This is a genomic window from Streptomyces sp. NBC_01241, assembly GCF_041435435.1.
Classification (GTDB): Bacteria; Actinomycetota; Actinomycetes; order Streptomycetales; family Streptomycetaceae; genus Streptomyces.
In genome coordinates this window covers 1333922-1355892 of record NZ_CP108494.1, presented here as the reverse complement: position 1 = coordinate 1355892, position 21971 = coordinate 1333922, and the positions used below count along the sequence as shown (strand labels likewise).

The following is a 21971-nucleotide window of genomic DNA, read 5'->3' as shown; positions in this document are numbered from 1 at the left end:
GAAACTGCGAACTGCGCCATGCCGACGGAATGTGCCCGGACGGCCGCCCTCAGATTACTGGGTGTGCGGCGATCGCGGGGCGTTATGGATCACCCGGTCTGGGCATTATCGACCGTGACGCGAGCGGCCTGGGCCGCGGGCCGCCCACTCGAGGGAGGGACGCTTCGATGGGGGAGAAGGTCGTGGCGGGCGCCTTTGACCTGTCCGATCCGCACAGGTACCGGAGGAAGCTCCATCAGTGCCTGGAGGGACTGGAGAGGCTCTTGGCGGAGCGGAGGTTCGACCGCCCCCGCAACCTCATGGGCATGGAGATCGAACTGAATCTGGCGGGCGCCGACGGCCTGCCGAAGATGATGAATGGGGAGGTGCTCCCGCGTATCGCGAGCCGTGATTTCCAGACCGAACTCGGGATGTTCAATCTGGAAGTGAACATAGTCCCGCACCATCTGGACGGACGTGTTTTCGATCAGCTGGCCGAAGAGATCAGGACCGGCCTCGGATATGCCCACCGGAAGGCGGGCGAGGTTGATGCCGGGATCATGATGATCGGAATTCTGCCCACCCTTGGGCATGCGGACCTCGTTGCGGCGAACCTCTCGGACGCGGAGCGCTACACACTGCTGAACGATCAAATGGTGGCTGCGCGGGGCGAGGATTTCTCCCTCGATATACGCGGCGTGGAGCGATTGGTCTGCACCTCTTCCTCGATCACCCCCGAGGCCGCCTGCACATCGGTTCAGCTGCATCTGCAGGTGACGCCGGAGCGCTTCGCGGCCGTCTGGAACGCGGCGCAGGCCGTGTCCGGGGTCCAGATCGCCCTTGGTGCCAACTCCCCCTTCCTGTTCGGCAGGGAACTGTGGCGGGAGTCGCGGCCGCCGCTCTTCCAGCAGGCCACGGACACCAGACCGCCCGAACTCCAGAACCAGGGGGTAAGGCCCAGGACCTGGTTCGGTGAGCGGTGGATCGGTTCGGCGTACGAACTCTTCGAGGAGAACCTGCGCTATTTCCCCCCGCTGCTCCCGATCTGCGACGAGGAGGAACCACTGCGAGTGCTCGACGAGGGCGGGGTGCCGCAGTTGCAGGAGCTGGTGCTCCACAATGGCACCGTCTACCGCTGGAACCGGCCCGTGTACGGCATGGCCGACGGCGTACCCCATCTGCGGGTGGAGAACCGGGTGCTGCCCGGCGGCCCCACCGTCACCGATGTGATCGCCAATGCCGCGCTCTACTACGGGCTCGTGCGGGCGCTCGCCGAGGAGTCCCGTCCGGTGTGGACCAGGCTGCCGTTCGCAGCGGCGGCCGAGAATTTCGACGCCGCATGCCGCCACGGCATCGACGCGGAGCTGATCTGGCCGCGTCCGGGCCGGTCGGGCGGGCTGACGCGGGTGCCGGCCGTCAGGCTCGTACGGGACGAACTGCTGCCGCTGGCTGCCGCGGGGCTCGATGCCTGGAACATCGAGGCCGCGGACCGGGACCGCTATCTCGGGGTCATCGAGGAGCGTTGCAAGCGACGGGTGAACGGGGCCTCCTGGCAGGTGGACACCTACCACCGGGCCCGGGAGACCGGGCTCGAACGGCATGCCGCACTGGCCGCGACCACCCGCCGGTACGCCGAACTGATGCACAGTGGCGAGCCCGTGCACAGCTGGCCGACGGGTGTCCCGGCGCGGTGATCTCGGCGCGCTGATCTCGTCGTGGGGCGCGTCGATGTGGCGGGCGTCGGCGTGACGGGCAGCCGTTGTGGCGGGGGTGGGCGGGCCGCCACCGCTCCCGGCTGACGTCGTCCGCCGTGGTTCCCGGCCGCGCGGAGGGCTACTCCTGGACGGCGTGGCCGCTCTGCCCAGCCGTCATGACGGCCTGCAGAATCACGGCTTGGATATCCGCAGGATCGGTGACCTGGTAGCCCCCGCCGCCGGTCACCTTCGCTATCTCGTTCACCTCATCACGGTCGGCCTCCGGGCCGACCGCGATGGCGAGGAGCGGCACCGGACGCTCCGGGTCGGCGATCCGCTCCAGTTCCGCGATCAGGGCGCTGCGGGAGATGGACCGGTCGTCCTGGTTCGAGCCGTCGGTGAGGATCACCACCGCGTTGAACTTGCCCTTCACATACGTCGCCTGGGCGTCCTTGTACGCGGCCAGAACGGTGTCGTACAGGCCGGTCGCGCCGCCCGGAACCGGCTGGAGCGCGGAGAAGGCCGCGGCGAGCTTCTCGCGGTGCGTACCGCCGCCCTTCGCCGGATCCCCGAGCCGGCCGGTCGGAACCAGCCTGCGGTAGTCCTTGTCGCCGTCGAGCGTGGTGGCGAACTCCCAGAGCCCGATCTCGTCGTTCGGGGTGAACTGGTTGAGGGCCTGGATCAGGGACACCTTGGTGACATCCATCCGGGACTGATTGCGTCCCGGCACGATCGTGGCCATGGAACCCGAGGCGTCGACAACCGTTGTCAGCCGTGCGCTCTGTATCGTGATCGTCCACATGCCGAGCGTCTGCTGGAGGTCCTCGGCGGACGGTGCCGCCGTGGCCGCGGTGGCGTACGGCTGAGGCTTGCTGCCGCCCGCCGATGCGACCACCGACTCCCCGGCCGTCCCGTCCACGTTCCTGAAGCCGTGCTTCTTCAGGGTGGCTTGCGCGCCCGGCTCGTTCAACAGCGTCATGAACCGCAGCGCCGCCCGGCCCTCGGCCGTACTCATCCTGGTCTCGTCGACCAGCGTGTACGGATAGTCGAGCAGCGGGGTGCCGTCCTTGGGGTAGAAGAGATCGAGTCTTCCGCCGCCGGTCGACTCCGCGTTGTGGGCGAACGCGGCCTGCTCGGAGAGGAGCACCGCCTGGTTGCGGGCCGGATTGCCCTGCTCGGCGCCCGAATCGCTCTGCGCCAGTGTGTCCAGCACCTGGGTGTCGCTGTCCGACATGCGCTGCGCGAGCAGCTTGGCGGTCGCCGCGCCCCTGGTGTCGCTGTCACCGCCCTGTTTCTCGGAGGACGTGCCGATGCTGGAGAGGGCGAGCAGCCCGGTGGCGCTGCGTGCCGGGTCCGCCGAGCCCAGGCGCACCTTGTCCGAGTCCAGGACCGCAGCCGTCAGCTCGGCCCACGAGTACTTCTTCTTGGGCCAGCCGAGCTTCTTGGCCGCGGACGGCACCATGGCCATGGTGACGGGGGAGGAGGCGATGGAATCACCGCCGGTGATCGGAATGCCGTTGCCGGAGCCCTTGGCCCGGTCGAGCCAGAGGTCGCAGTCGGGCAGCCAGATCTGGTAGTCCGGGGCATGGGTGCCGGAGGAGATGGCATCGGCGACCTTGTAGGAATCGCGCGCGATGACCCGCACATACAGGCAACGGCCGTCGGATCTCAGATCGTCCTCGCGCGCCTTGTCGGCGACGGCCCGCACGGCGGGGGCGATATCCGGTGAGGCCGCCATGGTGAGACGTATGGCGGAGTCCTCGCAGGACTTCGAGAACGACAGCAGGCCGCCCTGCGCCGCGACTACCGTTCCCGCCGCCACCGCGAGGACGAGCATGGTCGCGATCGCAACGGTGCGCCGACGAAGCAGCGGCGGACCGTCCCCGCTTTCATCGGTCGCGTAGCCGTCGGGCAAGCTGTGACGTCCCATGTCGGTGGTGCCCCTCCTTGAGGATGAACAAGGAAAAGGGGGACCACACCATTGGCAGTGGTGGTTGTCCCCCGGCCTGTCGCGCATGATCTTCGTACCTGCATTCGAGACCCTAGCGGGGCGCGGCGGGGCATGGGGCGTGAATGCACAACTCAAGGCAGGTGTACAGGTGGAGGCGGGGCGCGTGGCTGATTCTTTTCCCCAAGAGGCTGTTTCGCAACGGATCTTGCGGTCCGAAACGGTGCTGGTGCTGGCTCTCTCGCTGGGGGCCAGCGGGGTGTCTGCCCTGATCAGTTTTGTCGGATCACTGACGAAACCAGGCGGTTTGAAGGAACAGGCCGCGACCCTCAACAGCTCGTACGCGCCGGGGCGCCCATGGCTGGATCTCGCCTGGCAACTCTTCGGTATCGCGACGGCCCTGGTGCCCGTCGCCCTCGTTGCGCATCTGTTGATCAGGGAGGGCACCGGTCTGCGGGCCATCGGCTTCGACCGGTCCAGGCCGTGGCCTGACCTGGGACGCGGCACGCTGGTCGCGGCGGGCATCGGAAGCGCCGGGCTCGCCTTCTATCTGGTGGCGAGGGCAGCCGGTTTCAATCTGACGGTGGTCCCGGAGTCTTTGCCCGACGTGTGGTGGAAATTCCCGGTCCTGATCCTGTCCGCACTGCAGAACTCCGTAGTGGAGGAAGTGATCGTCGTCGGGTACCTGCTGCGCAGGCTCGGGCAGGTGGGGTGGACGCCGATGGCCGCCCTGGCGGCGAGTTCGGTGCTGCGCGGCTCGTACCACCTGTATCAGGGCATTGGTGGCTTCATCGGCAACATGGTGATGGGCGTGGTCTTCGTGCTGCTGTACCGGCGCTGGGGGCGGGTCGGTCCGCTGGTGGCGGCGCATGCGCTGCTCGACATAGGGGCGTTCGTCGGATACGCCCTGCTGGCGGGGGAGGTGGGGTGGCTGCCCACGCCGTGAGCGGGGTGGGGGTCGGTCGGGGGTGTTCGGCGTGTGCGGAGGGCGTACGGGAGTGGTCCGTACGCCCTCCGTTGCGTTGTCGCCGGAAGGTTCAGAGCGCCGTGAGCAGTTCGCCGTCGATGACCGTGACGGCGCTGCCGGTCAGCAGGGTGCGTTCGCCGCGCAGCGAGGTGCGGACCAGGCCGGAACGGGCGGAGGCCTGTAGTCCGGTCAGCTCGTCACGGCCGAGGCGGGCCGACCAGAAGGGGGCCAGCGCGGTGTGGGCGCTGCCGGTCACCGGGTCCTCGTCGATCCCGACGCGTGGGAAGAAGCCGCGGGAGACGAAGTCGTAGCCGCGGGAGGGGTCCTCGGCGGCGGCCGTCACGACGACGCCCCGCCGGGAGAGGCGGGCCACCGCGGCGAGATCCGGGGCCAATCCCCGTACGGTCGCCTCGTCGGCCAGTTCCACGACAAGGTCGCCGATGTGGGGGCCGGTGTCCTGGACGGAGAGGGGTTCCGCGCCCAGGGCGCCGGCCAGCCCGGCCGGGACGGACTCCGGTGTCAGAGGCGCTGTGGGGAAGTCGAGGGTGACTGTGCCGTCCGGGTGGCCGGTCGCGGTGAGGGTTCCGCATCGCGCCGTGAAACGCACCGTGCCGCTCGCCGCCCCGGTGGTGTGCAGGACGTGCGCGGTCGCGAGGGTGGCGTGCCCGCACATGTCCACCTCTGTCGTCGGGGTGAACCAGCGCAGTGCCCAGTCCGCTTCGCCACCCAGCGGCAGCCGGTGGGCGAAAGCGGTCTCGGAGAGGTTGACCTCCATGGCGATCGACTGGAGCTGCGCGTCGTCGGGAAAGGTGTCGGAGTCCAGCAGCAGGACTCCTGCCGGATTCCCGCTGAAGGGGCGGTCGGTGAACGCATCGACGATTCGGATCCTCATGAAGCCGACCATAAGTGCGACGGAACGTGGCGGGACAAGGCCAATTCGGTGTCGCTGGACCGAAATGCCCGGCCGCCGGCCGGGACTTCGAGCGCCTGCCACCGATTCCGGCTGCTCCTCCGTCCACGAGCCGTGAGAGCGGGGCGCGATGCCGCGGACCGGGTGTGTCAGAGGCGGGCGGTAAGGTTCCCCATCGGATCGAGGAGGCCCCATGCGGATCAAGTGGAACTTGACGATCGACTGCGCGCACCCGGCGAAGCTGGCCGAGTTCTGGGCGCTGGCACTGGGCTATACGGCGAAGCCCGCGCCCGCGGGCTTCGGGAGCTGGGAGGAGTGGTTCGCTCATCACGAGATCCCGAGGGACGAGTGGGATCAGGGTGCGTACCTCTGCGATCCGGACGGGGTGGGCCCCAACCTGTCCTTCCTGCACGTGCCGGAGTCGAAGGTGGTGAAGAACCGACTGCATCTGGACGTGCAGGTCGGGGGCGGTCGTGATGCGCCCTGGGAGGTGCGATGGCCGCGAGTGGTCCAGGCGGTGGAGCGGCTGGCCGCTGCGGGTGCGACTGTGATCCATGAGTACGAACTGCTGGGCAGACCCGATCACGTGATGCTGGCAGACCCGGAGGGAAACGAGTTCTGCCTGGTCTGACGGCGACTGCCTCAGCCCCTTGCGGGTGCTGACCAACGCCGAGGTCCAGAAGGCCCGTTGTTTCCTGCGGTTGCATCCGCGGGGACGTTGCGGGTTTCGTCGAAGTTACCGTCCGTGGGGTGGCCGCCCGGTGATGGCGACGCGCGGTGTTCTTCAGCCGGGGAGCTCAGGCCTTGCTGCCGGGACCGGCAGGCCGAGAGCGCGGCATGCGCCCGGTGGCGGCGATCGTCGTCGTGGCCGGGGCGGCGAGGCGGCGGCGCGTGAGCGGGCGGGTCGCGGCGCCGGAGCGGGCTGACGCCGATGTCGGGGACGGCAGGTCGTGGGCCCCGAGTGCCCGGCCGCACCACGCACACCGAGTACGCCCGCGACGCCGGCCGTGCCGAACCGGTACAGAGCCGGGCACCGGCGAGGGCGACCACCACCACCGAGAAGGTCTCCCGTTCGCCGGGCAGGGGCTCCGGCGTCCCCGGACCTCACGCGACGTGCCCGCAGATGCCGCACGTGGTCGCCTGGCGGTGTTGACCCAGCGGTCTTCTTCAAGCCGGTGTCCTGCGGGCAGTGCCGGAAAACGCTCGACCGTCGCAAGGATGGCCGGACCCGCCGCTGGTGCTCGCGAAAGTGTTACCGCTTGTCCCGCGGCTGGCCTGAGCAGCTGAAGAGGAAGGCCTAGTACCAAGGGCGGGCGTCATGCGTGGGCAGCGGACGCAGCTTTGGCCAGCGTTCGAGCAGGCGGCCGGCCAGGGCGGAGCTGAGGCGGCCGACGGCGTGCAGGTGATCGTGGTCGCGGGTCATGTCGGCGACCACGTTCAGGCGGTGGACGAGCCGCTCACGAGCGGAGACGTAGCCCCACTCGAAGTCCTCGACGGGCACCCGGGCGAGCTGGTCGACCGTCCCGCGGTGGGCCCGCTCGACGAGCGCGTCGCCCTGGATCAGCCAGCCTGCGCACGCGTCGGCGAGGTCACCCGGCACGTCCTTCCCGGTAAGGCCGCGCCAGGTGGTCCGGTAGACGTCCTCGACCTCCGTAAGCGGGGCCGCGGTGACCGACATGGCACACCAGCAGGTGGGGAAGCCGATGCGGAAGTAGGCGAGTTCGATCAGGCCGTTGCCGAGCGAGGCCCTCTCGAAGTCGACGAAGCGGACGCCGTCGGCGGTGCGCAGATCATTGCCGGGGCAGGGGTCGCCGTGCAGCAGCGCATGGTGCGGGGTGGGGTCCAGCCGCTCCAGGAGACCGGCGAGTTCATCGGGAACCGTGGACGGTACGGGCACGTCGAGCGCCCTGGCCAGGGTGAGGAAGGACTCCGCGTCGGTGGCCGTGGGCCCCGACCAGACCGGTAGTGCGCCCGCGTCGGCGGGCCCGGTCAGAGCGTGCAGCCGGGCGAGCGACTCGGCGTACCCCGGCATCCAGTCGTCCGTCTTGCCGAGGTCGTTCAAGTGCTCGAGGACCATCACTCGCGAGGACAGGTCCGTGGCGAGCACCGCGGGGGCCACGGCGGGCCCGGAGGCCCGCCCCGCCAGGCGCAGCCCGGCGACCTCCCGCGCGAAGCGCGTGTTCGTGTCGGCGCCCGTGTCCCCGCCGTCGGTGATCTGCTTGACGATCACCAGCCGCCGGTCGGCCAGCCGCACCCGCCACACCCGTGACCGCGGACTGCTGTCCAGGAGTTTGGTCAGCTTGGGGGTGCCCACGGCGGAGAGCAGCGCCTTATTGAACGGAACACGGTTCAGCATGCCGACGAACGTAGCCGTAGCTTCGCGCGCGCGAGCGCCCTGGCAGCCGACCACCGAGCACGGCCCCAGGCGACCGGCACTGAGCCAATCAACCTTCACTGAGACAAACCATCAAGCATCAACCTTCGCTGTGACAGGTCACCAGCAGTGACCGGCTAGGTGATTGTCACGCGACCGGTTCCGATATATCGTTGACGCATCGCGACAGATCGACGATGGAAGGAGTGTGGCGATGCGTTCACGTGGGCACGAACATGAGCACGGGCATGGACATGGGCACTGCGGGCCCGGCCATCAAGGCCGGGGTGACTTCGAGGGGCGGCGGGCGGCCTTCGGGCAGTTCGGTCCGCCGTTCGGTGGCGGTCCCTTCGGTGGCGGTCGCGGCCGGGGCGGCGGCCGGGGGAGGGCGCGCCGCGGTGACGTGCGTGCGTCGATCCTGGCGCTGCTGAAGGACCGGCCGATGCACGGGTACGAGATGATCCAGGAGATCGGCGAGCGCAGCGGCGGGGCCTGGCGGCCCAGTCCGGGCTCGGTCTACCCGACCCTCCAGCTACTGGAGGACGAGGGCCTGATCGTCAGTGCCAGCGAGGGCGGCAAGAAGCTGTTCACGCTGACCGACGCCGGTCGCACCGAGGCGGAGTCGGGTCCCGACGCGCCCTGGGAGGAGGTCGGGCGCGGAGTCGACTGGGAGAGCGTCAATGAGATCCGGCAGGCCGGTTTCGGTCTGATGGAGGCGTTCGGTCAGGTCTGGAAGACCGGCTCGGCCGATCAGCGTCAGAAGGCGCTCTCCGTCATCAATGACGCCCGCAAGAAGCTCTATCTGATCCTCGCCGACGAGCACTGAGCCCGTGGGGCGACGTGCGGGGCGAAAGGCGCAATGTTCAGGGGCCTCGCGGCCGAGCCGCGAGGCCCCTTTCCCGTCCTTGCGGTGGCTGTCAGGCTGCGACCAGCCCGCCCAGTTTGCGCAGTGATTCGACGAGCGCGGCGGTCGCCGAATCCTTGAGCTTGCCCGCCATCAGAGAGACCGCCGCACCCGTGAACTCCCCGTCGATGCGTACCGTGGTCGCGTCGCCGTCGGGAGTCAGTGAGTAGCGCATGGCCAGGTTGACGCCCATCGGACCCTTGCCCTTGGTGGTGAGCAGGCGCGCGGTCTCCAGCTCCGCCACCGTCCAGGTCACCTCCGCCGGGAAGCCCATGAGTTTCATGTTCTCCTCATAGGTGGCCGCGACTTCGAGTGTTGTCGGGCCGCCCTTGGGGAAGCTGGTGTGGGTGGCGTTCCACTGGCCGTACGCGGTGAAGTCCGTCAGCTGGGCCCAGACCTTCTCGGCCGGCGCTTCGATGCGTGCCTCTGCACTGACTTCGGCCATGCGACCACCCCTTCTCGGCGGGTTACGGTGTCGCGGAACGTAGCCGCAGTGACGTCAACATTCAATACTGATGAACCGTCAGATGTCTGTGATCCGGTCCTTGGATCCCGCCCGCCAGATCAGTGCGGCATCGAACCGGTCGCAGGCGCGCGGGTGCGGGCCGTCGTCATGGCAGTGGAAGGCGGCCCAGAAGAGGTCGGCGTGCAGCGCGTCCACCGGTGCGTGGACGCGGTACACGTACTCCCGCCCGTCGAGCGCCGGTAAGGCGACCAACCAGGACACGTCCGCAGGCTCCCTTCCGGCTGCCGTGGGGGTGGTGTGGCCTGTGGGACGTGCGGGGGGCGGCTCCTGGTTGCTCCGGGAGCGCGGGGCAAGGCGGCGCGCGCTGTTCTTACGGAGCGGATCCCGAAATGGCGAGATCTCATCCGTAAGGAGGAGGAGCTGTTCGAGTGTGCCCAACTTGCGTGGGATGCCTAAATGGGTCCCTCCGGCGATGCTTCGGCGCTGCGGGACTGATGGGGTGGGAGGTGTGCAAAACCGGACGCCGCGGATCCCTCAGCAGCCCGCACCGAACCGTGCTGAGTTCGACGCCAGACTCACTGTGGAGCTGGCCGCGGTGGTGACGGGTGCCCGCAGACGAGCACTACGCGACGGCGACCGGCAGGTCGACACGGCGCATCTGCTGCACTCCCTCATCGAATCGGACCCCGAGGTGCGGGCGGCCTTCGAGGGGGGACCCCAACTGGCCAAAGTGCTCGGGTATCTCGTCCAGCGCAGTATCGGCTACGGGCTCCGCTGGCAGGGTGCGGTGGAGGACTCCGGAGCTGTTCCGGTCGTCCGGGGCCCGGATTCCGTTGTGCGGGACACGGGCGTGGAAGGCTGGTCGCCCTCGGCCGCCACGGCGATGGCGGGGGCCCTGGAGCGGGCGGAACTGCGGGGCGACGCGAGGGCGGGCGGGCTCGATCTGCTCGCGGCGCTGGCCAGGGACCACGAGTGCCGGGCTGTCGAGGTGCTGGAGCGGGCCGGTGTCGACGCGGAGCAGCTCGCGGCCCGGATCGTGGGGGTGTCCGGCCAGGGGTGGCGGGGCGCCGGGGGCTGACGGCCCGAGGCGCGGGCGCCGATTCGGCGTGGCGGTTCGGTCGGGACCGTGAAGGCCGGGCGGAGCAGGGCGGCGATGCGGTCGGCGGGAGCGCCGCGACGGGCGCCGAGGCCGAGGAACTGGGTGCCGATGGCGACGCCGACCATGGTGGTGACGACAAGTGCGGTGCGCAGCACCGGATCCGCGACCATGGCGGGGCTGCGGTGGAGCCGGGCGTCTGACGGACAGCGCGCCGCGGAGGAGGCGAGCGACTGATGGACAGTGCCGCGGAGGGGCCGGGCGTCTGACGGGGAGCGCATGTCAGGGGTCATCGGGGTGACGCTCCTGACTTCAGCTGTCATGATGTGCCGATGCACGCGTCTCAGGGGAGAAGCGCCAGCCTGGGACTTGCCCTGGTTTCGGCGTTCGCATTCGGTGGTTCAGGGGTGGCGGCCAAGCCGCTCATCGAGGCAGGCCTCGATCCGCTCCATGTGGTGTGGCTACGGGTGGCGGGCGCCGCCCTCGTCATGCTGCCCGTCGCCTGGCGGTACCGGGATCTCGTACGCAGCAGGCCGGTCCTGCTGCTCGGGTTCGGGCTGCTCGCCGTCGCGGGTGTGCAGGCCTTCTATTTCGCCGCGATCTCCCGTATCCCCGTCGGTGTCGCGCTCCTCGTGGAGTATCTGTCGCCCGCGCTCGTCCTCGGCTGGGTCCGCTTCGTCCAGCGCCGGCCAGTCACCCGGAGCGCGGCGGTCGGTGTGGTGCTCGCCGTCGGGGGGCTCGCGTGCGTGGTCGAGGCCTGGTCGGGGCTGAGCTTCGACATGGTCGGGCTGATCCTCGCGCTCGGTGCCGCCTGCTGTCAGGTCGGTTACTTCGTCCTGTCGGACCAGGGGAGCACGGATAAGGCGAAAGGCGCGGAACCGCCGCATCCGGTCGGTGTCATCGCGTACGGGCTGCTGATCGGCACGGTCGTTCTCACCGTGGTCGCGCGGCCGTGGAACATGGACTGGTCGATTCTGGGCGGCAACGCGGGCATGGACGGCACGGACGTACCTGCATGGCTTCTGCTCCTGTGGATCGTGCTGTTGGCGACGGTCCTCGCCTACGTCACCGGCGTGATCTCGGTACGGCTGCTCTCGCCCGCGGTGGCGGGTGTCGTCGCCTGTCTGGAGGCGGTCATCGCGACCGTGCTCGCCTGGGTGATGCTCGGTGAGCACCTGTCGGCGCCGCAGCTCATCGGCGGTTCCATAGTGCTGATCGGCGCCTTCATCGCCCAGTCGGCGACGACGCGGACGCCCTCCGGCCCCGTCGCGTCAGGGCCGGGCGGCGGACAGATCGCCGGAGCGGACGAGGGTCGCGCCGCGGCCGAGGGGGAGTTGTCCACGGGCCGGGCCGCGACGTAATGTGACGCGCATGTATTCGACCGTGCTTTCGCCGCCCGCCGCCTGACACGGGCGGCGGCCACTCCTGACGAAGACCGGGCTCGGGGAGTCCCCGGGCGGTCCGTCGCGGCCCGTGTGCGGAGCCGAGAGACCACTGTCCCGTCTTCATCCGGAGAAGCCACGTGTCGAATCCTGCTTCCGGCCTGCCCATCGGGCGGAGCCTCTTCTATCTGATCGTCGCCGGTGTTGCCTGGGGTACTGCCGGGGCCGCCGCCTCACTGATCTTCGAGGCCAGCGATCTGGGCCCGCTCGCCCTGTCGTTCTGGCGCTGCGCGGGCGGCCTCTTGCTGCTGCTCGCCGTGCTGGCGCTACGGCCCCGGCGGGCAGCAGCCCCCGCCGAGCCGCGCAGCCGTCGGCTGCTGCGTGTCCTCGGCACCGGCGTGGGTCTCACCGTCTTCCAGAGCGCGTACTTCGCGGCCGTCGAGGCGACCGGCCTCGCGGTCGGGACCGTCGTCACCCTAGGGGCGGGTCCCGTGCTCATCGCGGTCGGCGCGCGACTGACCATGGGAGAACGGCTGGGGCGCGGCGGACTGACCGCCGTGGTGGGCGCGCTGGCCGGGCTCGCGGTGCTGGTGCTCGGGGGCGATGGGGCCACGGTACGGCCCGCCGGAGTCGCCCTGGCCCTGCTCGCGGCGGCCGGCTACGCGACGATCACCCTGCTGACCCGGTGGCTCGGCCGCGACGGCGGCACCACCGACTCGCTTGCCACCAGCGCCTGGGCCTTCGGGATCGGAGCCGTCGGACTGCTGCCGATGGCCGCGGCCGAAGGGCTCGTACCGCATACCGCTCAGCCCGCGCACGTGGTGACGCTGCTGGTGTACGTGGCGGCGGTACCGACCGCGCTCGCTTACGCGCTCTACTTCGCGGGCGCCGCGGTGGTGCGTGCGGCGACAGTGTCCGTGATCATGCTGCTCGAACCGGTCAGTGCGGCGGCTATTGCTGTCCTGGTGCTCCGTGAGCAGCTCACCGCCGCGACCGTCGTCGGGACGCTGCTGCTCCTCGTGGCCGTCACGGGGCTGGCGTTCGCCGAAGCGCGCAGTGCCGCGCACGCCCGCCGCCGGGCGGCCGTACCGGCCTGACCGCTGGGGCGGACGGGCCCATGGCCACGGTGGCGGGTCCGTCCGCCCAGGGGCGGTTCAGAGCGCGGTGATGTAGCCCGGCACCCCGATCGCGGGATCGAGGTCGTCCGAGGGGAGCGGAGCCGCATAGCCGTGGGCGAGCGGGACGACGCCCGCCCAGTGGGGCAGTGTGAGGTCGCGGGCTTCGTCGTTGGGGCCGCCGGTGCGGATCTTGGCGGAGACCTCCTGGAGGTCCAGCCGGATCACCGCCGTCGCCGCCAGCTCCTTCTCGTCGGCGGGCCGCGAGTCCGCGGACCGGCCCGGCACCACGTGGTCGACGATCGCGTCGAGGGCGGTCCGCCGCTCCTGAGAGTCGGTCACCGTGCGCGCGATGCCATGGACCACCACGGAGCGGTAGTTGATCGAGTGATGGAAGGCGGAGCGGGCCAGCACCAGCCCGTCGACATGCGTCACCGTCAGACAGACGGGCAGGCCGGGGTCGGTCCGGCCGGTCTCCCGCAGCGGCCGGGAGCCGGTCGAACCGTGTACGTAGAGCCGCTCGCCCACCCGGCCGAAAAGCGTCGGCAGGACGACCGGTGCGCCGTCACGGACGAAGCCGAGGTGGCAGACGTACGCCTCGTCGAGTATCGAGTGGACCAGTTCCCGGTCGTAGGCCGCGCGATCGCGGGAACGGGTCGGGACGGTGCGCTCGGTCGGCCGGTACCCGGCCGCGGTGTCCGGTCCCGTGCTCTGCGGCGATGCGGTGTCCGACATTGCGTACTCCATTGCACTAGTGCATAATCATGTTTGTGCTAGGAGAGTATCGGATCGTCGGGCGGCGCGCATCGGAAATTGCCGCCAGTGTGGAGCGCGGGGTCGGCTCGGGTGACCTCGCGCCGGGGCAAGTGCTGCCGCCGATGCGGGAGTTGGCGGAGCTGCTGGGGGTGAATCCCAATACGGTGGCGGCCGCCTACCGCACGCTGCGCGAGCGTGGAGTGATCGAGACGGCCGGGCGCCGGGGCAGCAGGGTGCGGCCACGCCCCGCGAGTACGGCGCGCGGTTCGCTCCGGGTCGAGGCGCCGCCCGGGGTGCGGGACCTGGGGGAGGGGAACCCCGATCCGGCGCTGCTGCCCGCGCTGGGGGAGGCGTTCGCGGCGGCCACGGGCGAGTATGCGCGACACCCCGGTCTGTACGGACAGCCGCCGGTGGACCCGGAGTTCGCCGCACTCGCGCGCGCCGCACTGGATGCCGACCGGGTGCCGGGCGGGCCCGTGCTCGCGACCTCCGGATCGTTGGACGCGATCGAGCGGGTACTGGTCGCGCACCTGAAACCCGGTGACGCGGTGGCCGTCGAGGACCCGGGATGGGGCAGCATGCTCGATCTCGTGCCGGCGCTGGGACTGCGCCCCGTGCCCGTCGCACTCGACGACGACGGACCACTGCCCGATGACGTGGAGCGCGTGCTGAACGCCGGGGCCCGAGCGCTCGTCGTCACCGACCGGGCGCAGAATCCGACCGGGGCCGCGATCAGTGGCGGGCGCGCCTTCGAGCTACGGGGCGTCCTGGCCGGACACCGCGAAGTGCTCCTGATCGAGGACGACCACGGGCACGGCATCGTCGATCTCCCGCTGTACCCGCTGGCGGGCGCCACGGACCGGTGGGCGTTCGTGCGGTCCGTGGCCAAGGCGTACGGGCCGGATCTGCGCGTTGCCACACTGACCGGCGACCCGGTCACCGTCGACCGGGTGTCGGGCCGGCAGCGGCTCGGCCCCGGCTGGGTCAGCAGACTGCTGCAACGGGCCGTGGTGCATCTGTGGGCCTCGGGCGCGGTCGACCCGGCCGAGGTGGCGCGGGCGTACGCGAAGCGCCGGGACGTACTCGTGCGGGCACTGAAGGAACGGGGCGTGGAGGCGCACGGCCGCAGCGGCATGAACGTGTGGGTACCGGTGAGCGACGAGACCGGGGCCGTGGCACGGCTGCTGCACGCGGGCTGGGCGGTGGCCCCCGGAGCGCGGTTCCGGATGGCCGCGCCCCAGGGTGTCCGGCTCACCGTCTCACCGCTCACCGAGGGCGACATCGAGCCGCTGGCCGATGCGGTGGCGGCGGCGGCCCGACCGGCGCAACCGCTGAACTACGGCTGAGTCCCGGTCCCGGTCCTTCCGCCGCGCGCCCTGCTCTGGGTCAGGGCGGCGCCCGCCAGGACCACGAGGGCGCCGACCGGAGTGTTCCAGCTCAGCTGTTCGCCGAGCACGAGGACTCCGGCAGCGGTGGCGATGACCGGGATGAAGTAGGTGACCATCTGCGCGGTCGTGGGTCCGACCTCCTCCACCAGGCCGTACTGGATCAGCACCGCAAGGCCCGTACCGAGCGCACCCAGCGCGACCACGGCCAGGGTCGGGAGCAGGGGGAATCCGTCGGGGACCGAGGTGAACAGCGGGGTCACCAGAGCGATCTGCACCGTACCGAGCAAGAGCTGGCTGCCGGTCAGGGAGAGCGTGGAGGAACCGCTGCCCGCCAGCGTTCTGCGGACGTAGATCCAGCCGATCGGGTAGCTGAGGGAGGCGAGCAGCGCCATGGCCGTGCCGCTGAAGTCCAGTCCGGAGAAGCCCTGCCAGGCGCCCAGCACGGTCAGTACACCCAGGAAACCGAGCCCGAGTCCGGCGACGCGGCGACGGGTGGGCCGGTCCTCCGAGAGCGCGACGAGCGACAGTGCCATGCCCCACAGGGGCGAGGTCGCGTTGCAGATTCCGGCCAGGGTCGACGGGATGGTCAGCTCGGCATAGGCGAAGAGCGAGAACGGCAGCGCGTTCAGGAAGAACGCGGCGACGGCCAGGTGCCCCCACGTGCGGGCACCGCGCGGCGGCCGCTCCCTGCGTACCGCCATCGCGACGGCCAGCACGGCCGTGCCCGCCAGGAGGCGGCCGAGAGTGACCTGGAACGGGGCGTAGCCCTCGGTTCCGACCTTGATCAGAAGGAAGCTGAAGCCCCATATGAGGGAGAGCGCTCCGAAGCGGATCCGCCAGTCCAGCCGGGGCCGCGCGGCCGGGGCCGAAGCGGACGTCGCGAGGAGCGCCGGGGTGGTGGGTGCCGGGGTGGTGGCGGGGGTGGCCGTCCCGGTCGGCCGGGACGGGGCGGAGGATCTGGCAGGAGGAGGGGTTCTGGGTGTGACCGGCGCGCTCATGCGGTCAACGATGACGAAAACAATCGAGTAGGACAAGTGAGATTTTGTGTGGAAATCCGCGTAGCATTGCTTACATGTTGAATCTGGAGCGCCTGCGCACCCTGGACGCACTCGCCCGACACGGTTCGGTCAGCGGTGCCGCCGAGGGGCTGCATGTCACCACGTCGGCGGTCTCCCAGCAGATGTCGAAGCTGGAGCGGGAGGTGGGCCAGCAGCTCCTCGCCAAGAACGGTCGCGGGGTCCGGCTCACCGACGCCGGTCAGCTGCTCGCCGACCACGCGGCCCGGATCCTGTCCCAGGTCGAGCTGGCCCAGTCCGACATCGAGGCGCAGCGCGGGGAGGTGGTGGGCGAGATACGACTCTCCGCCTTTCCGACCGCAGCGCGCGGTCTCTTCCCCGCTGTGCTCCAGGCGCTGCGCGCCGACCATCCCGAACTGCGTGTACGGACAAGGGAATTGGAGCCCGAGGACGGAATCCGTGCGGTCATCAGAGGCGATATCGACCTGGCGGTCGTGCTGGACTGGAGCAATAAACGGCTGCCGGTGCCCGGTGGTCTGGCCAAGGCCGAACTCCTGGACGATGCACCGGACGTCGCGATGCCGGCCGGTCATCCTCTCGCGGACCGGGCTGAGGTGGATCTGGAGGAGTTCGCCGACGACGACTGGGTGTCCTGGCCCGAGGGCGAGTTCTGCTACGACTGGCTGATGTTCACCCTGCGATCGAAGGGTATCGAACCACGCATCGCGCATCTGGCGGGCGAGCATCACACCCAACTCGCCCTGATCGCTGCTGGGGTGGGTGTCTGTGTGGCGCCTCGGCTGGGCCGTGGGCCGGTGCCCGACGGAGTGCGGCTCGTGCCCGTACGGCAGAAGATGCGACGACATGTCCACGCCGTGTGGCGCACCGACGCGGACCGCCGTCCGTCGATCAGGGCGGCCGTGACGGCGCTGCGGACGGCGGGCCGGGAGATGGACGCCCCGACGGTGTAGGCCGGGGTGCAGGGTTTGTCCGGTCGGCGTCGCTCATGTTTCTCCCGTCGAGGCCGCTCACATTCGCCTGCCGAGGCTGGGGTCAGGTTCTTCTGCGGGGGTTGCTCACGTCGAGGGCAAGCCTGCGAGCTTCCGGAAGTCCCAGGAGGTAATGGCCTCCGGGGTGAGCCGCAGCCAGGCGTGCCGCCCGTCGTGCGGCATGGCGTCCATCCCGAAGTACTTCGCCGCGAACAGCCGCTCCGGAACGTCGAGTTCGGAGCAGGGCTCGCCGGTACGGGGTGCCTCACCGACCGGGACGGCCTCGCCGGAGAGTTCGATGCCGCGCAGATCCGCGTACTCCACCCCGTCGTCCACGACCACCGCGATCCTCGGGTCGTCGCGCAGCTGGGACCAGCGCAGACTGCGGGTGATCGAGTACAGCCAGAGAGAGGTGCCGTCCCAGGTGAACCAGAGGGCGCCGATGTGGGGGCGGCCGTCGGCGGACACGGTGGCGACCCGGCAGGTCCGCTGCTCGGCGAGATAGGTGTCGCGTGCCGCGTCCGTCATCATGATCCGACGGCCCCGTCGCTGAATGGTGGCCATGGGTGCCCCTCCCCAATAGCTGACTATGTGTCAGAAAGCATGGAGCCTCTTCCCTCGTCGCGCAATGGCGGTTAGCCTCGCGCGCCCGATCCGCCGACCGAAGGGGCAGCCGTGCCGTCGAAGGAACAGCTCGCCGAGCAGCTCGATCCGGCCACCACCGTGCTTCTGACGGTCGAATGCCAGCAAGGTGTCGTGGGCCCCGACAGTGCCCTGCCGGAGCTGGCTGAGGAGGCCAGGTCCTCCGGGGCCCTCCACCGAGTCGCCCGGCTGGTGGCGGCTGCCCACGAGGCCGGGGTCCAGGTACTGCACGCCGTGGCCGAGCGCCGCCCCGACGGGCGGGGAGCCAACAACAATGCCCGCCTGTTCCGGGCTGCCGGCCGACTGCCCGTACAGCAGCACTCGGGCACCACGGCGGTACGGATCGCCGCGCCCATCGAGGTGGCGGACGAGGACCTCGTCGTGCGTCGGCTGCACGGCCTCTCGCCCATCGCCGGTACGGAGGTGGACGCGTTGCTCCGTAACCTCGGCTGCCGGACGCTCGTCGTCACTGGTGTCTCGGCCAATGTCGCCGTCCCCAACGCCGTGTTCGACGCGGTGAACCTCGGCTATACGGCGGTGGTGCCGTCCGACGCCATCGCGGGGGTGCCGGCCGACTACACCCAAGCGGTGATCCGCAACACGCTCGCCCTCGTCGCCACCATCACGACCACCGATGATGTGCTCGGCTGCTGGCTGAGCAGAGGGCGGACCGTGCCCCGTCCGGCGGATCGCGGCCGGACGGGGCCGTACAACTAGGACGTGAGGGTGATCGAATCGCCCTCGACCGTGATGGCCTTGGCGGGCAGCGGCCGAGGCGCCGGCCCCGCCGTCACGCTGCCCGTCCGCAGGTTGAATTTGCTGCCGTGACACGGGCAGTTGATGGTGCCGTTCGACACGCTCGACACGGTGCATCCCTGATGGGTGCACTTCGACGAGAACGCCTTGAAGTCACCGGCCTCGGGCTGCGTCACCACGACGCCCTGGTCGGCGAAGATCTTTCCGCCGCCTTTGGGGATGTCGGTAGTCTTCGCCAGTACCTCGCCGCTGCCGTCCCTTCCGCCGCCTTCGGGGATGTCGGTAGTGGACGACGCCAGCGCCTCGCCGCTGCCGTCCCTTCCGCCGGCGGCCGGGTGGACCGCACCCGAACCCCCCGAGTCCTTCTCGTTTCCGCACGCGGTGAGTACGGCAGCCACCGAGGCGGCCCCGACCGCTGCGACAACGGCCCGACGTCCGGGACGGACCTCATGGTCCTGCGATGCGCTCATTCCGGCATTCCCTTCTGCGATGTGCGCGACTGTCGACGTTCGCGACTTCTGTGTTTACGACCCCGGTGTTCACCACGTCTGTGCCCGACCAGGGGTACGCGCAGCGGGACCCCCGTGTTCAACGCGCCAGGGACTTCTTGAGGCAGTCCCGCTCCAGCAGGCACGGGATTGCCCGCCGTCTCCTTCTGGATGACCGGGCGGCCGACGCAGCACGACGGCCACATTGTCTTCGGCAAGACCGTGCCCCGGCATGAGCGGGCGCGTCAGCCCGGCCGCCTCGGGAGCGGCGAATTGCGCGCGTAATTCGCCGAAAGTACATCCGGGTGGCCGAGAGACCGTTCCTCCCAATGGGTGCAGCGGAACCACCGGCCGGTCGGCGCTGCACCGGAGACCACCGGAGGGAAGACCTCCGGCCGGCAGAAGGACTCCGCACACCGAATTCTTCGGACGGCGTCGTCGTGGAGAAACGCCCCGTTCCGGTACTGGCCCGGACCGGCGGGAGGCCGGGCGTCACGCGTGACAGGTCACGTGTGATCGGTCGGGCGTGATGGGGCACGTGTGACCGGGCGCGGGTGATTGTCAGAGGCGTCTGCGAGGCTGAGCGACATGACGCTGATCAACTTCAACGACCTTGAACAGACCATTCGCGGCGGGTGGGGCGCGGACACCACGACGCCGGCCCACCGTCCGCACTGGACTCCGGACAACCCGGCGCGCGACCAATGCGGTGTCACCGCCCTGGTGGTGCACGACCTGTTGGGTGGTGAGCTGATCCGCGGCGAGGTCCACGTCGACGGCGAGCGCGTCGACTACCACTGGTGGAACCGTCTGGGCATGGGGATCGAAGTCGATCTCACGCGCGAGCAGTTCGGACCTGACGAGACGGTTGTCGGCGGGGATGTGATCGAACGGCCTGCGGAGATCGTGCGGCTCCGCGCGGAGTATGAGCTTCTTCGCAGCCGAGTGCTGGCAGCGTTGCGTTCGTAGGCGCTGCGTCGACGGGGCGACCGGAGCTACCGGGGCGGTGACGACGAGCCGTCAGTGGGCCGCCGTCTCCCCCGTGCGGAACACCGGCTCGCCCGCGCGCAGACGGGCGAAGAGAAGTGTCCGGTCCAGCTGTTCCTCCTCTGCGCCCTCCTCATTGGCGAACACCTCGTCCACCAACAGTTCGCGCAGCTGCTCCTGTACGCCGTCTCCGTAACCCTGCTGGTAGTCGTCCAGATCGAAGTAGGTGTCCGCCTGCACCTCGGCGATCGTGCAGTGCTCGTCCTCGATGACCGGGCGGGCGCGGATGGTGCCCGCCCGGAGCGTCTGTTCGTTGTAGGAGCCGTAGACGACCTCGGCACCTACGTCACCACCACGGGCTGAGCGAGTGCATGGCATCCCTGAACGTCCATGTGACACGTCACGAGAGCCGCTCGTACACCGTCACCCTTCGTCCGAGGACCTGACGATCTGCCACCGCACTGAAGAACGCCCGCAGCACTGACATCTTCGCCTCGTCCCGCGCCGCCGACACTGGCCGGGCCACATTGGGCGCATCCGTGACCAGCAGAACCCGCCGCTGTGACAAAAGGTCGGTCCTTATCTGGTCGGGGCTGGCCTCCAGGCCCTTCAGTGTTCCCGATGCCGCAGCGCTCTCGACCAGAGCGATATCCCGCAGGCCGGCGAAGTCGTCGGGTGAGACCAGCGCCGTATCACGTCGTGCTGCCGGTATGAAGAGCACCGCGTCTCCGGCCTTCTTCAGGTGCCTCACGTCCGCCGCTACCGCCAGGACATCATCGACTCGACTCGCCGGAGAGCGCTTGGCCAGCAACTGTGGCAAGAGTGCTAGCACTGCCACCACGACCGCCACCGGGAGGACCCATGACGACGCCCGCCGGAACCTCTTCCCGAGGGCGGCTACTGCCGCACCCAGCGCTGCACCGATCAGCAGAGCCAGACCCAGCATGCTGAACAAGACATAGCGGTCCAAGAACAGCGGTTGAACCAGAGAAAGACCGATCAATCCAATCTGCGGCACCGCCAGCAGCGGTAAGCCGACAGCCGCAACCGACAGCCGACCCGGCTGCGGCCGGTCCGTGAGGGCCCCGATCCCCCCGATCAGCAGCAGGACAGCCGGGCCGATCATCATGTGCCACGTCAAGGGAGGAATCCATGACACCTGATCCGACTGGCTCCGGCTGAACAGAATCAACGGCAGGGCGGCTGCCACCGCGGCCGCCGAAGCGGCTGCCCAGCGCGCCCATACCCCGCGTTCGGCTTTCGACCAGACCAGAGTTGCCAAGTGCGCGGGAAGAACCAGCAGGGACAGCCAGTTCAGCAGCGCACACACCAGCACAGTGCCTCCATACGCTGTCCATCGACGCCGGCGGTCACGGCCACGGTCTTCGAGCATGGTCACCAGCAGCAGGGTCGAGATCCCAGCGCCCATCGCGATCAGCGCGTACGAACGGCCTTCTTGGAGATAGAACTGCACAGCCGGAAGCAGCCCGAACGCCAGCCCTGCCGTCAGGCCCACCAACTGGCCAGCCATCCGACGGGCAATGAGCGCCACACATGCCGCCGCTAATGACGTGGCCAGAACCGATGGCAGACGCAGGGTCGTGGTACCAGGACCAAAGCATTCGAAGAGCCCGTGCATCAGCAGGTAGTAGAGGCCGTGCACAGCATCGACCTGTCCCAGCATGTGCCAGATATCGGCAACGGGCCGCCGGGCTACCTGCCAGGTGGCGGCTTCGTCCCGCCACACGGTGTGCTGCCGCGACAGCCCCCACAGGCCGAGGGCGAAGGTCCACAGCAGAGGGAGTGCCCAGACGGAGGAACGGCGCCACGGCGCGGCTATGTGGCAAGTCATGAACTCTCAAACTCATCAAGTCGCAGTGAAGCCCCCGAGGGCAGCCTCGACCTCATGCCGCAAGCACCGTTCGATGGACAGTTGTGCGTGAGGAAAATATCCCGAGCTACACCGCACCCGCCATCGCCGGAGCTCGCCTCCGCACCTCTTGGCTGAAACCCACTCAGCCACTCAGTCACTACCTGCGCAGCGAACGCGACAGCCGCGTACGAAATATCCGACTTGCTCTCAAGGCTCGCCACGCGGGCCCTTCACACCCCGG

General features: G+C 69.6%; 23 protein-coding genes. 12 read left to right on the top strand and 11 right to left on the bottom strand.

Translation table 11 applies throughout. From position 1 onward, the window contains the following. Positions 1 to 167 precede the first annotated feature (167 nt). On the top strand, positions 168 to 1673 hold the full coding sequence (locus OG306_RS05655) for a glutamate-cysteine ligase family protein (protein ID WP_266744934.1): 1506 nt from the start codon (positions 168 to 170) through the stop codon (positions 1671 to 1673). Between the two features lie 139 nt (positions 1674 to 1812). Here the strand turns inward: OG306_RS05655 and OG306_RS05650 are convergent, their stop codons facing one another. Further along, the gene (locus tag OG306_RS05650; protein WP_371665177.1) at positions 1813 to 3603 is read right to left on the bottom strand and encodes a substrate-binding and VWA domain-containing protein; all 1791 of its coding nucleotides are present in this window, start codon (positions 3601 to 3603) and stop codon (positions 1813 to 1815) included. 184 nt (positions 3604 to 3787) lie between these two features. Here OG306_RS05650 and OG306_RS05645 point away from each other — a divergent pair, with 184 nt between their 5' ends. Beyond that, positions 3788 to 4567 carry a CPBP family intramembrane glutamic endopeptidase gene (locus OG306_RS05645; protein WP_266752089.1) on the top strand — a complete coding sequence of 260 codons (780 nt, stop codon included), beginning with the start codon at positions 3788 to 3790 and terminating at the stop codon, positions 4565 to 4567. Positions 4568 to 4658: 91 nt separating this feature from the next. Here the strand turns inward: OG306_RS05645 and OG306_RS05640 are convergent, their stop codons facing one another. Beyond that, positions 4659 to 5480, bottom strand: a complete 822-nt coding sequence (locus OG306_RS05640) for a PhzF family phenazine biosynthesis protein (RefSeq protein WP_266744932.1) — start codon at positions 5478 to 5480, stop codon at positions 4659 to 4661. 211 nt (positions 5481 to 5691) lie between these two features. On the opposite strand from OG306_RS05640, the gene OG306_RS05635 reads away from it, so the two are divergent. Then, positions 5692 to 6129 carry a VOC family protein gene (locus tag OG306_RS05635; RefSeq protein ID WP_266744931.1) on the top strand — a complete coding sequence of 146 codons (438 nt, stop codon included), beginning with the start codon at positions 5692 to 5694 and terminating at the stop codon, positions 6127 to 6129. A gap of 666 nt (positions 6130 to 6795) precedes the next feature. Here the strand turns inward: OG306_RS05635 and OG306_RS05630 are convergent. Beyond that, positions 6796 to 7854, bottom strand: coding sequence for a phosphotransferase (locus OG306_RS05630; RefSeq protein ID WP_371665176.1), 1059 nt, complete (start codon positions 7852 to 7854; stop codon positions 6796 to 6798). 232 nt (positions 7855 to 8086) lie between these two features. Between OG306_RS05630 and OG306_RS05625 the strand changes: the two genes are divergently transcribed. Continuing rightward, positions 8087 to 8698: a PadR family transcriptional regulator gene (locus OG306_RS05625; protein WP_266744929.1), complete on the top strand. Its 612-nt coding sequence runs from the start codon at positions 8087 to 8089 to the stop codon at positions 8696 to 8698. Positions 8699 to 8789: 91 nt separating this feature from the next. On the opposite strand, the gene OG306_RS05620 is transcribed toward OG306_RS05625, so the two are convergent. Beyond that, the gene (locus tag OG306_RS05620) at positions 8790 to 9221 is read right to left on the bottom strand and encodes a type II toxin-antitoxin system Rv0910 family toxin (protein ID WP_266744928.1); all 432 of its coding nucleotides are present in this window, start codon (positions 9219 to 9221) and stop codon (positions 8790 to 8792) included. Between the two features lie 78 nt (positions 9222 to 9299). After that, positions 9300 to 9503, bottom strand: a complete 204-nt coding sequence (locus OG306_RS05615; RefSeq protein ID WP_266744927.1) for a hypothetical protein — start codon at positions 9501 to 9503, stop codon at positions 9300 to 9302. Positions 9504 to 9750: 247 nt separating this feature from the next. Between OG306_RS05615 and OG306_RS05610 the strand changes: the two genes are divergently transcribed. The 4 genes from OG306_RS05610 (at position 9751) to OG306_RS05595 (ending at position 12817) form a co-directional block, all read left to right on the top strand. Continuing rightward, positions 9751 to 10320 carry a Clp protease N-terminal domain-containing protein gene (locus OG306_RS05610; protein WP_266744926.1) on the top strand — a complete coding sequence of 190 codons (570 nt, stop codon included), beginning with the start codon at positions 9751 to 9753 and terminating at the stop codon, positions 10318 to 10320. Then, a complete protein-coding gene (locus OG306_RS05605; protein WP_266744925.1) occupies positions 10299 to 10541 on the top strand; it encodes a hypothetical protein in 243 nt (80 codons plus the stop codon). Before OG306_RS05610 ends, OG306_RS05605 begins: the two co-directional genes overlap by 22 nt. A gap of 129 nt (positions 10542 to 10670) precedes the next feature. Continuing rightward, complete coding sequence (locus tag OG306_RS05600) at positions 10671 to 11699, top strand: EamA family transporter (RefSeq protein WP_266744924.1); 1029 nt, start codon at positions 10671 to 10673, stop codon at positions 11697 to 11699. 161 nt (positions 11700 to 11860) lie between these two features. Further along, entirely contained in the window at positions 11861 to 12817 is a 957-nt protein-coding gene (locus OG306_RS05595) for a DMT family transporter (protein ID WP_266744923.1), read from the top strand. 57 nt (positions 12818 to 12874) lie between these two features. Here OG306_RS05595 and OG306_RS05590 read toward each other — a convergent pair whose 3' ends face one another. Next, positions 12875 to 13570, bottom strand: coding sequence for a pyridoxamine 5'-phosphate oxidase family protein (locus OG306_RS05590; RefSeq protein ID WP_266744922.1), 696 nt, complete (start codon positions 13568 to 13570; stop codon positions 12875 to 12877). A 35-nt stretch (positions 13571 to 13605) separates the two neighbouring features. On the opposite strand from OG306_RS05590, the gene OG306_RS05585 reads away from it, so the two are divergent. Continuing rightward, entirely contained in the window at positions 13606 to 14937 is a 1332-nt protein-coding gene (locus OG306_RS05585) for an aminotransferase class I/II-fold pyridoxal phosphate-dependent enzyme (protein WP_266752088.1), read from the top strand. Here OG306_RS05585 and OG306_RS05580 read toward each other — a convergent pair. Then, positions 14928 to 15977: a DMT family transporter gene (locus tag OG306_RS05580; protein WP_266907210.1), complete on the bottom strand. Its 1050-nt coding sequence runs from the start codon at positions 15975 to 15977 to the stop codon at positions 14928 to 14930. The two genes, OG306_RS05585 and OG306_RS05580, sit on opposite strands and share 10 nt — an antisense overlap. 74 nt (positions 15978 to 16051) lie before the next feature. On the opposite strand from OG306_RS05580, the gene OG306_RS05575 reads away from it, so the two are divergent. Then, a complete protein-coding gene (locus OG306_RS05575) occupies positions 16052 to 16966 on the top strand; it encodes a LysR family transcriptional regulator (RefSeq protein WP_266744920.1) in 915 nt (304 codons plus the stop codon). Between the two features lie 105 nt (positions 16967 to 17071). On the opposite strand, the gene OG306_RS05570 is transcribed toward OG306_RS05575, so the two are convergent. Next, positions 17072 to 17548, bottom strand: a complete 477-nt coding sequence (locus OG306_RS05570) for a pyridoxamine 5'-phosphate oxidase family protein (protein WP_266744919.1) — start codon at positions 17546 to 17548, stop codon at positions 17072 to 17074. A 111-nt stretch (positions 17549 to 17659) separates the two neighbouring features. Between OG306_RS05570 and OG306_RS05565 the strand changes: the two genes are divergently transcribed. After that, positions 17660 to 18343 (top strand): cysteine hydrolase, encoded by a 684-nt coding sequence (locus tag OG306_RS05565; protein ID WP_266744918.1) that lies wholly within the window; start codon positions 17660 to 17662, stop codon positions 18341 to 18343. Here the strand turns inward: OG306_RS05565 and OG306_RS05560 are convergent. Then, positions 18340 to 18852 carry a Rieske (2Fe-2S) protein gene (locus tag OG306_RS05560; RefSeq protein ID WP_266907214.1) on the bottom strand — a complete coding sequence of 171 codons (513 nt, stop codon included), beginning with the start codon at positions 18850 to 18852 and terminating at the stop codon, positions 18340 to 18342. The two genes, OG306_RS05565 and OG306_RS05560, sit on opposite strands and share 4 nt — an antisense overlap. 606 nt (positions 18853 to 19458) lie before the next feature. Here OG306_RS05560 and OG306_RS05555 point away from each other — a divergent pair. Beyond that, positions 19459 to 19839, top strand: a complete 381-nt coding sequence (locus OG306_RS05555; protein WP_266744916.1) for a YunG family protein — start codon at positions 19459 to 19461, stop codon at positions 19837 to 19839. Between the two features lie 51 nt (positions 19840 to 19890). On the opposite strand, the gene OG306_RS05550 is transcribed toward OG306_RS05555, so the two are convergent. Beyond that, positions 19891 to 20235, bottom strand: a complete 345-nt coding sequence (locus OG306_RS05550; RefSeq protein ID WP_266744915.1) for a hypothetical protein — start codon at positions 20233 to 20235, stop codon at positions 19891 to 19893. A gap of 22 nt (positions 20236 to 20257) precedes the next feature. Next, entirely contained in the window at positions 20258 to 21709 is a 1452-nt protein-coding gene (locus OG306_RS05545; RefSeq protein WP_266744914.1) for a glycosyltransferase family 39 protein, read from the bottom strand. Between the last annotated feature and the right edge of the window lie 262 nt (positions 21710 to 21971).

Coding starts and splice junctions, on each gene's coding strand:
- OG306_RS05630 (WP_371665176.1), bottom strand. CDS start 7,854: ATGCTGAACCGTGTTCCGTTCAATAAGGCGCTGCTCTCCGCCGTGGGC.
- OG306_RS05570 (WP_266744919.1), bottom strand. CDS start 17,548: ATGGCCACCATTCAGCGACGGGGCCGTCGGATCATGATGACGGACGCG.
- OG306_RS05560 (WP_266907214.1), bottom strand. CDS start 18,852: ATGAGCGCATCGCAGGACCATGAGGTCCGTCCCGGACGTCGGGCCGTT.
- OG306_RS05555 (WP_266744916.1), top strand. CDS start 19,459: ATGACGCTGATCAACTTCAACGACCTTGAACAGACCATTCGCGGCGGG.
- OG306_RS05550 (WP_266744915.1), bottom strand. CDS start 20,235: ATGCCATGCACTCGCTCAGCCCGTGGTGGTGACGTAGGTGCCGAGGTC.
- OG306_RS05575 (WP_266744920.1), top strand. CDS start 16,052: ATGTTGAATCTGGAGCGCCTGCGCACCCTGGACGCACTCGCCCGACAC.
- OG306_RS05650 (WP_371665177.1), bottom strand. CDS start 3,603: ATGGGACGTCACAGCTTGCCCGACGGCTACGCGACCGATGAAAGCGGG.
- OG306_RS05620 (WP_266744928.1), bottom strand. CDS start 9,221: ATGGCCGAAGTCAGTGCAGAGGCACGCATCGAAGCGCCGGCCGAGAAG.
- OG306_RS05600 (WP_266744924.1), top strand. CDS start 10,671: ATGCACGCGTCTCAGGGGAGAAGCGCCAGCCTGGGACTTGCCCTGGTT.
- OG306_RS05580 (WP_266907210.1), bottom strand. CDS start 15,977: ATGAGCGCGCCGGTCACACCCAGAACCCCTCCTCCTGCCAGATCCTCC.
- OG306_RS05590 (WP_266744922.1), bottom strand. CDS start 13,570: ATGTCGGACACCGCATCGCCGCAGAGCACGGGACCGGACACCGCGGCC.
- OG306_RS05655 (WP_266744934.1), top strand. CDS start 168: ATGGGGGAGAAGGTCGTGGCGGGCGCCTTTGACCTGTCCGATCCGCAC.
- OG306_RS05545 (WP_266744914.1), bottom strand. CDS start 21,709: ATGACTTGCCACATAGCCGCGCCGTGGCGCCGTTCCTCCGTCTGGGCA.
- OG306_RS05635 (WP_266744931.1), top strand. CDS start 5,692: ATGCGGATCAAGTGGAACTTGACGATCGACTGCGCGCACCCGGCGAAG.
- OG306_RS05625 (WP_266744929.1), top strand. CDS start 8,087: ATGCGTTCACGTGGGCACGAACATGAGCACGGGCATGGACATGGGCAC.
- OG306_RS05640 (WP_266744932.1), bottom strand. CDS start 5,480: ATGAGGATCCGAATCGTCGATGCGTTCACCGACCGCCCCTTCAGCGGG.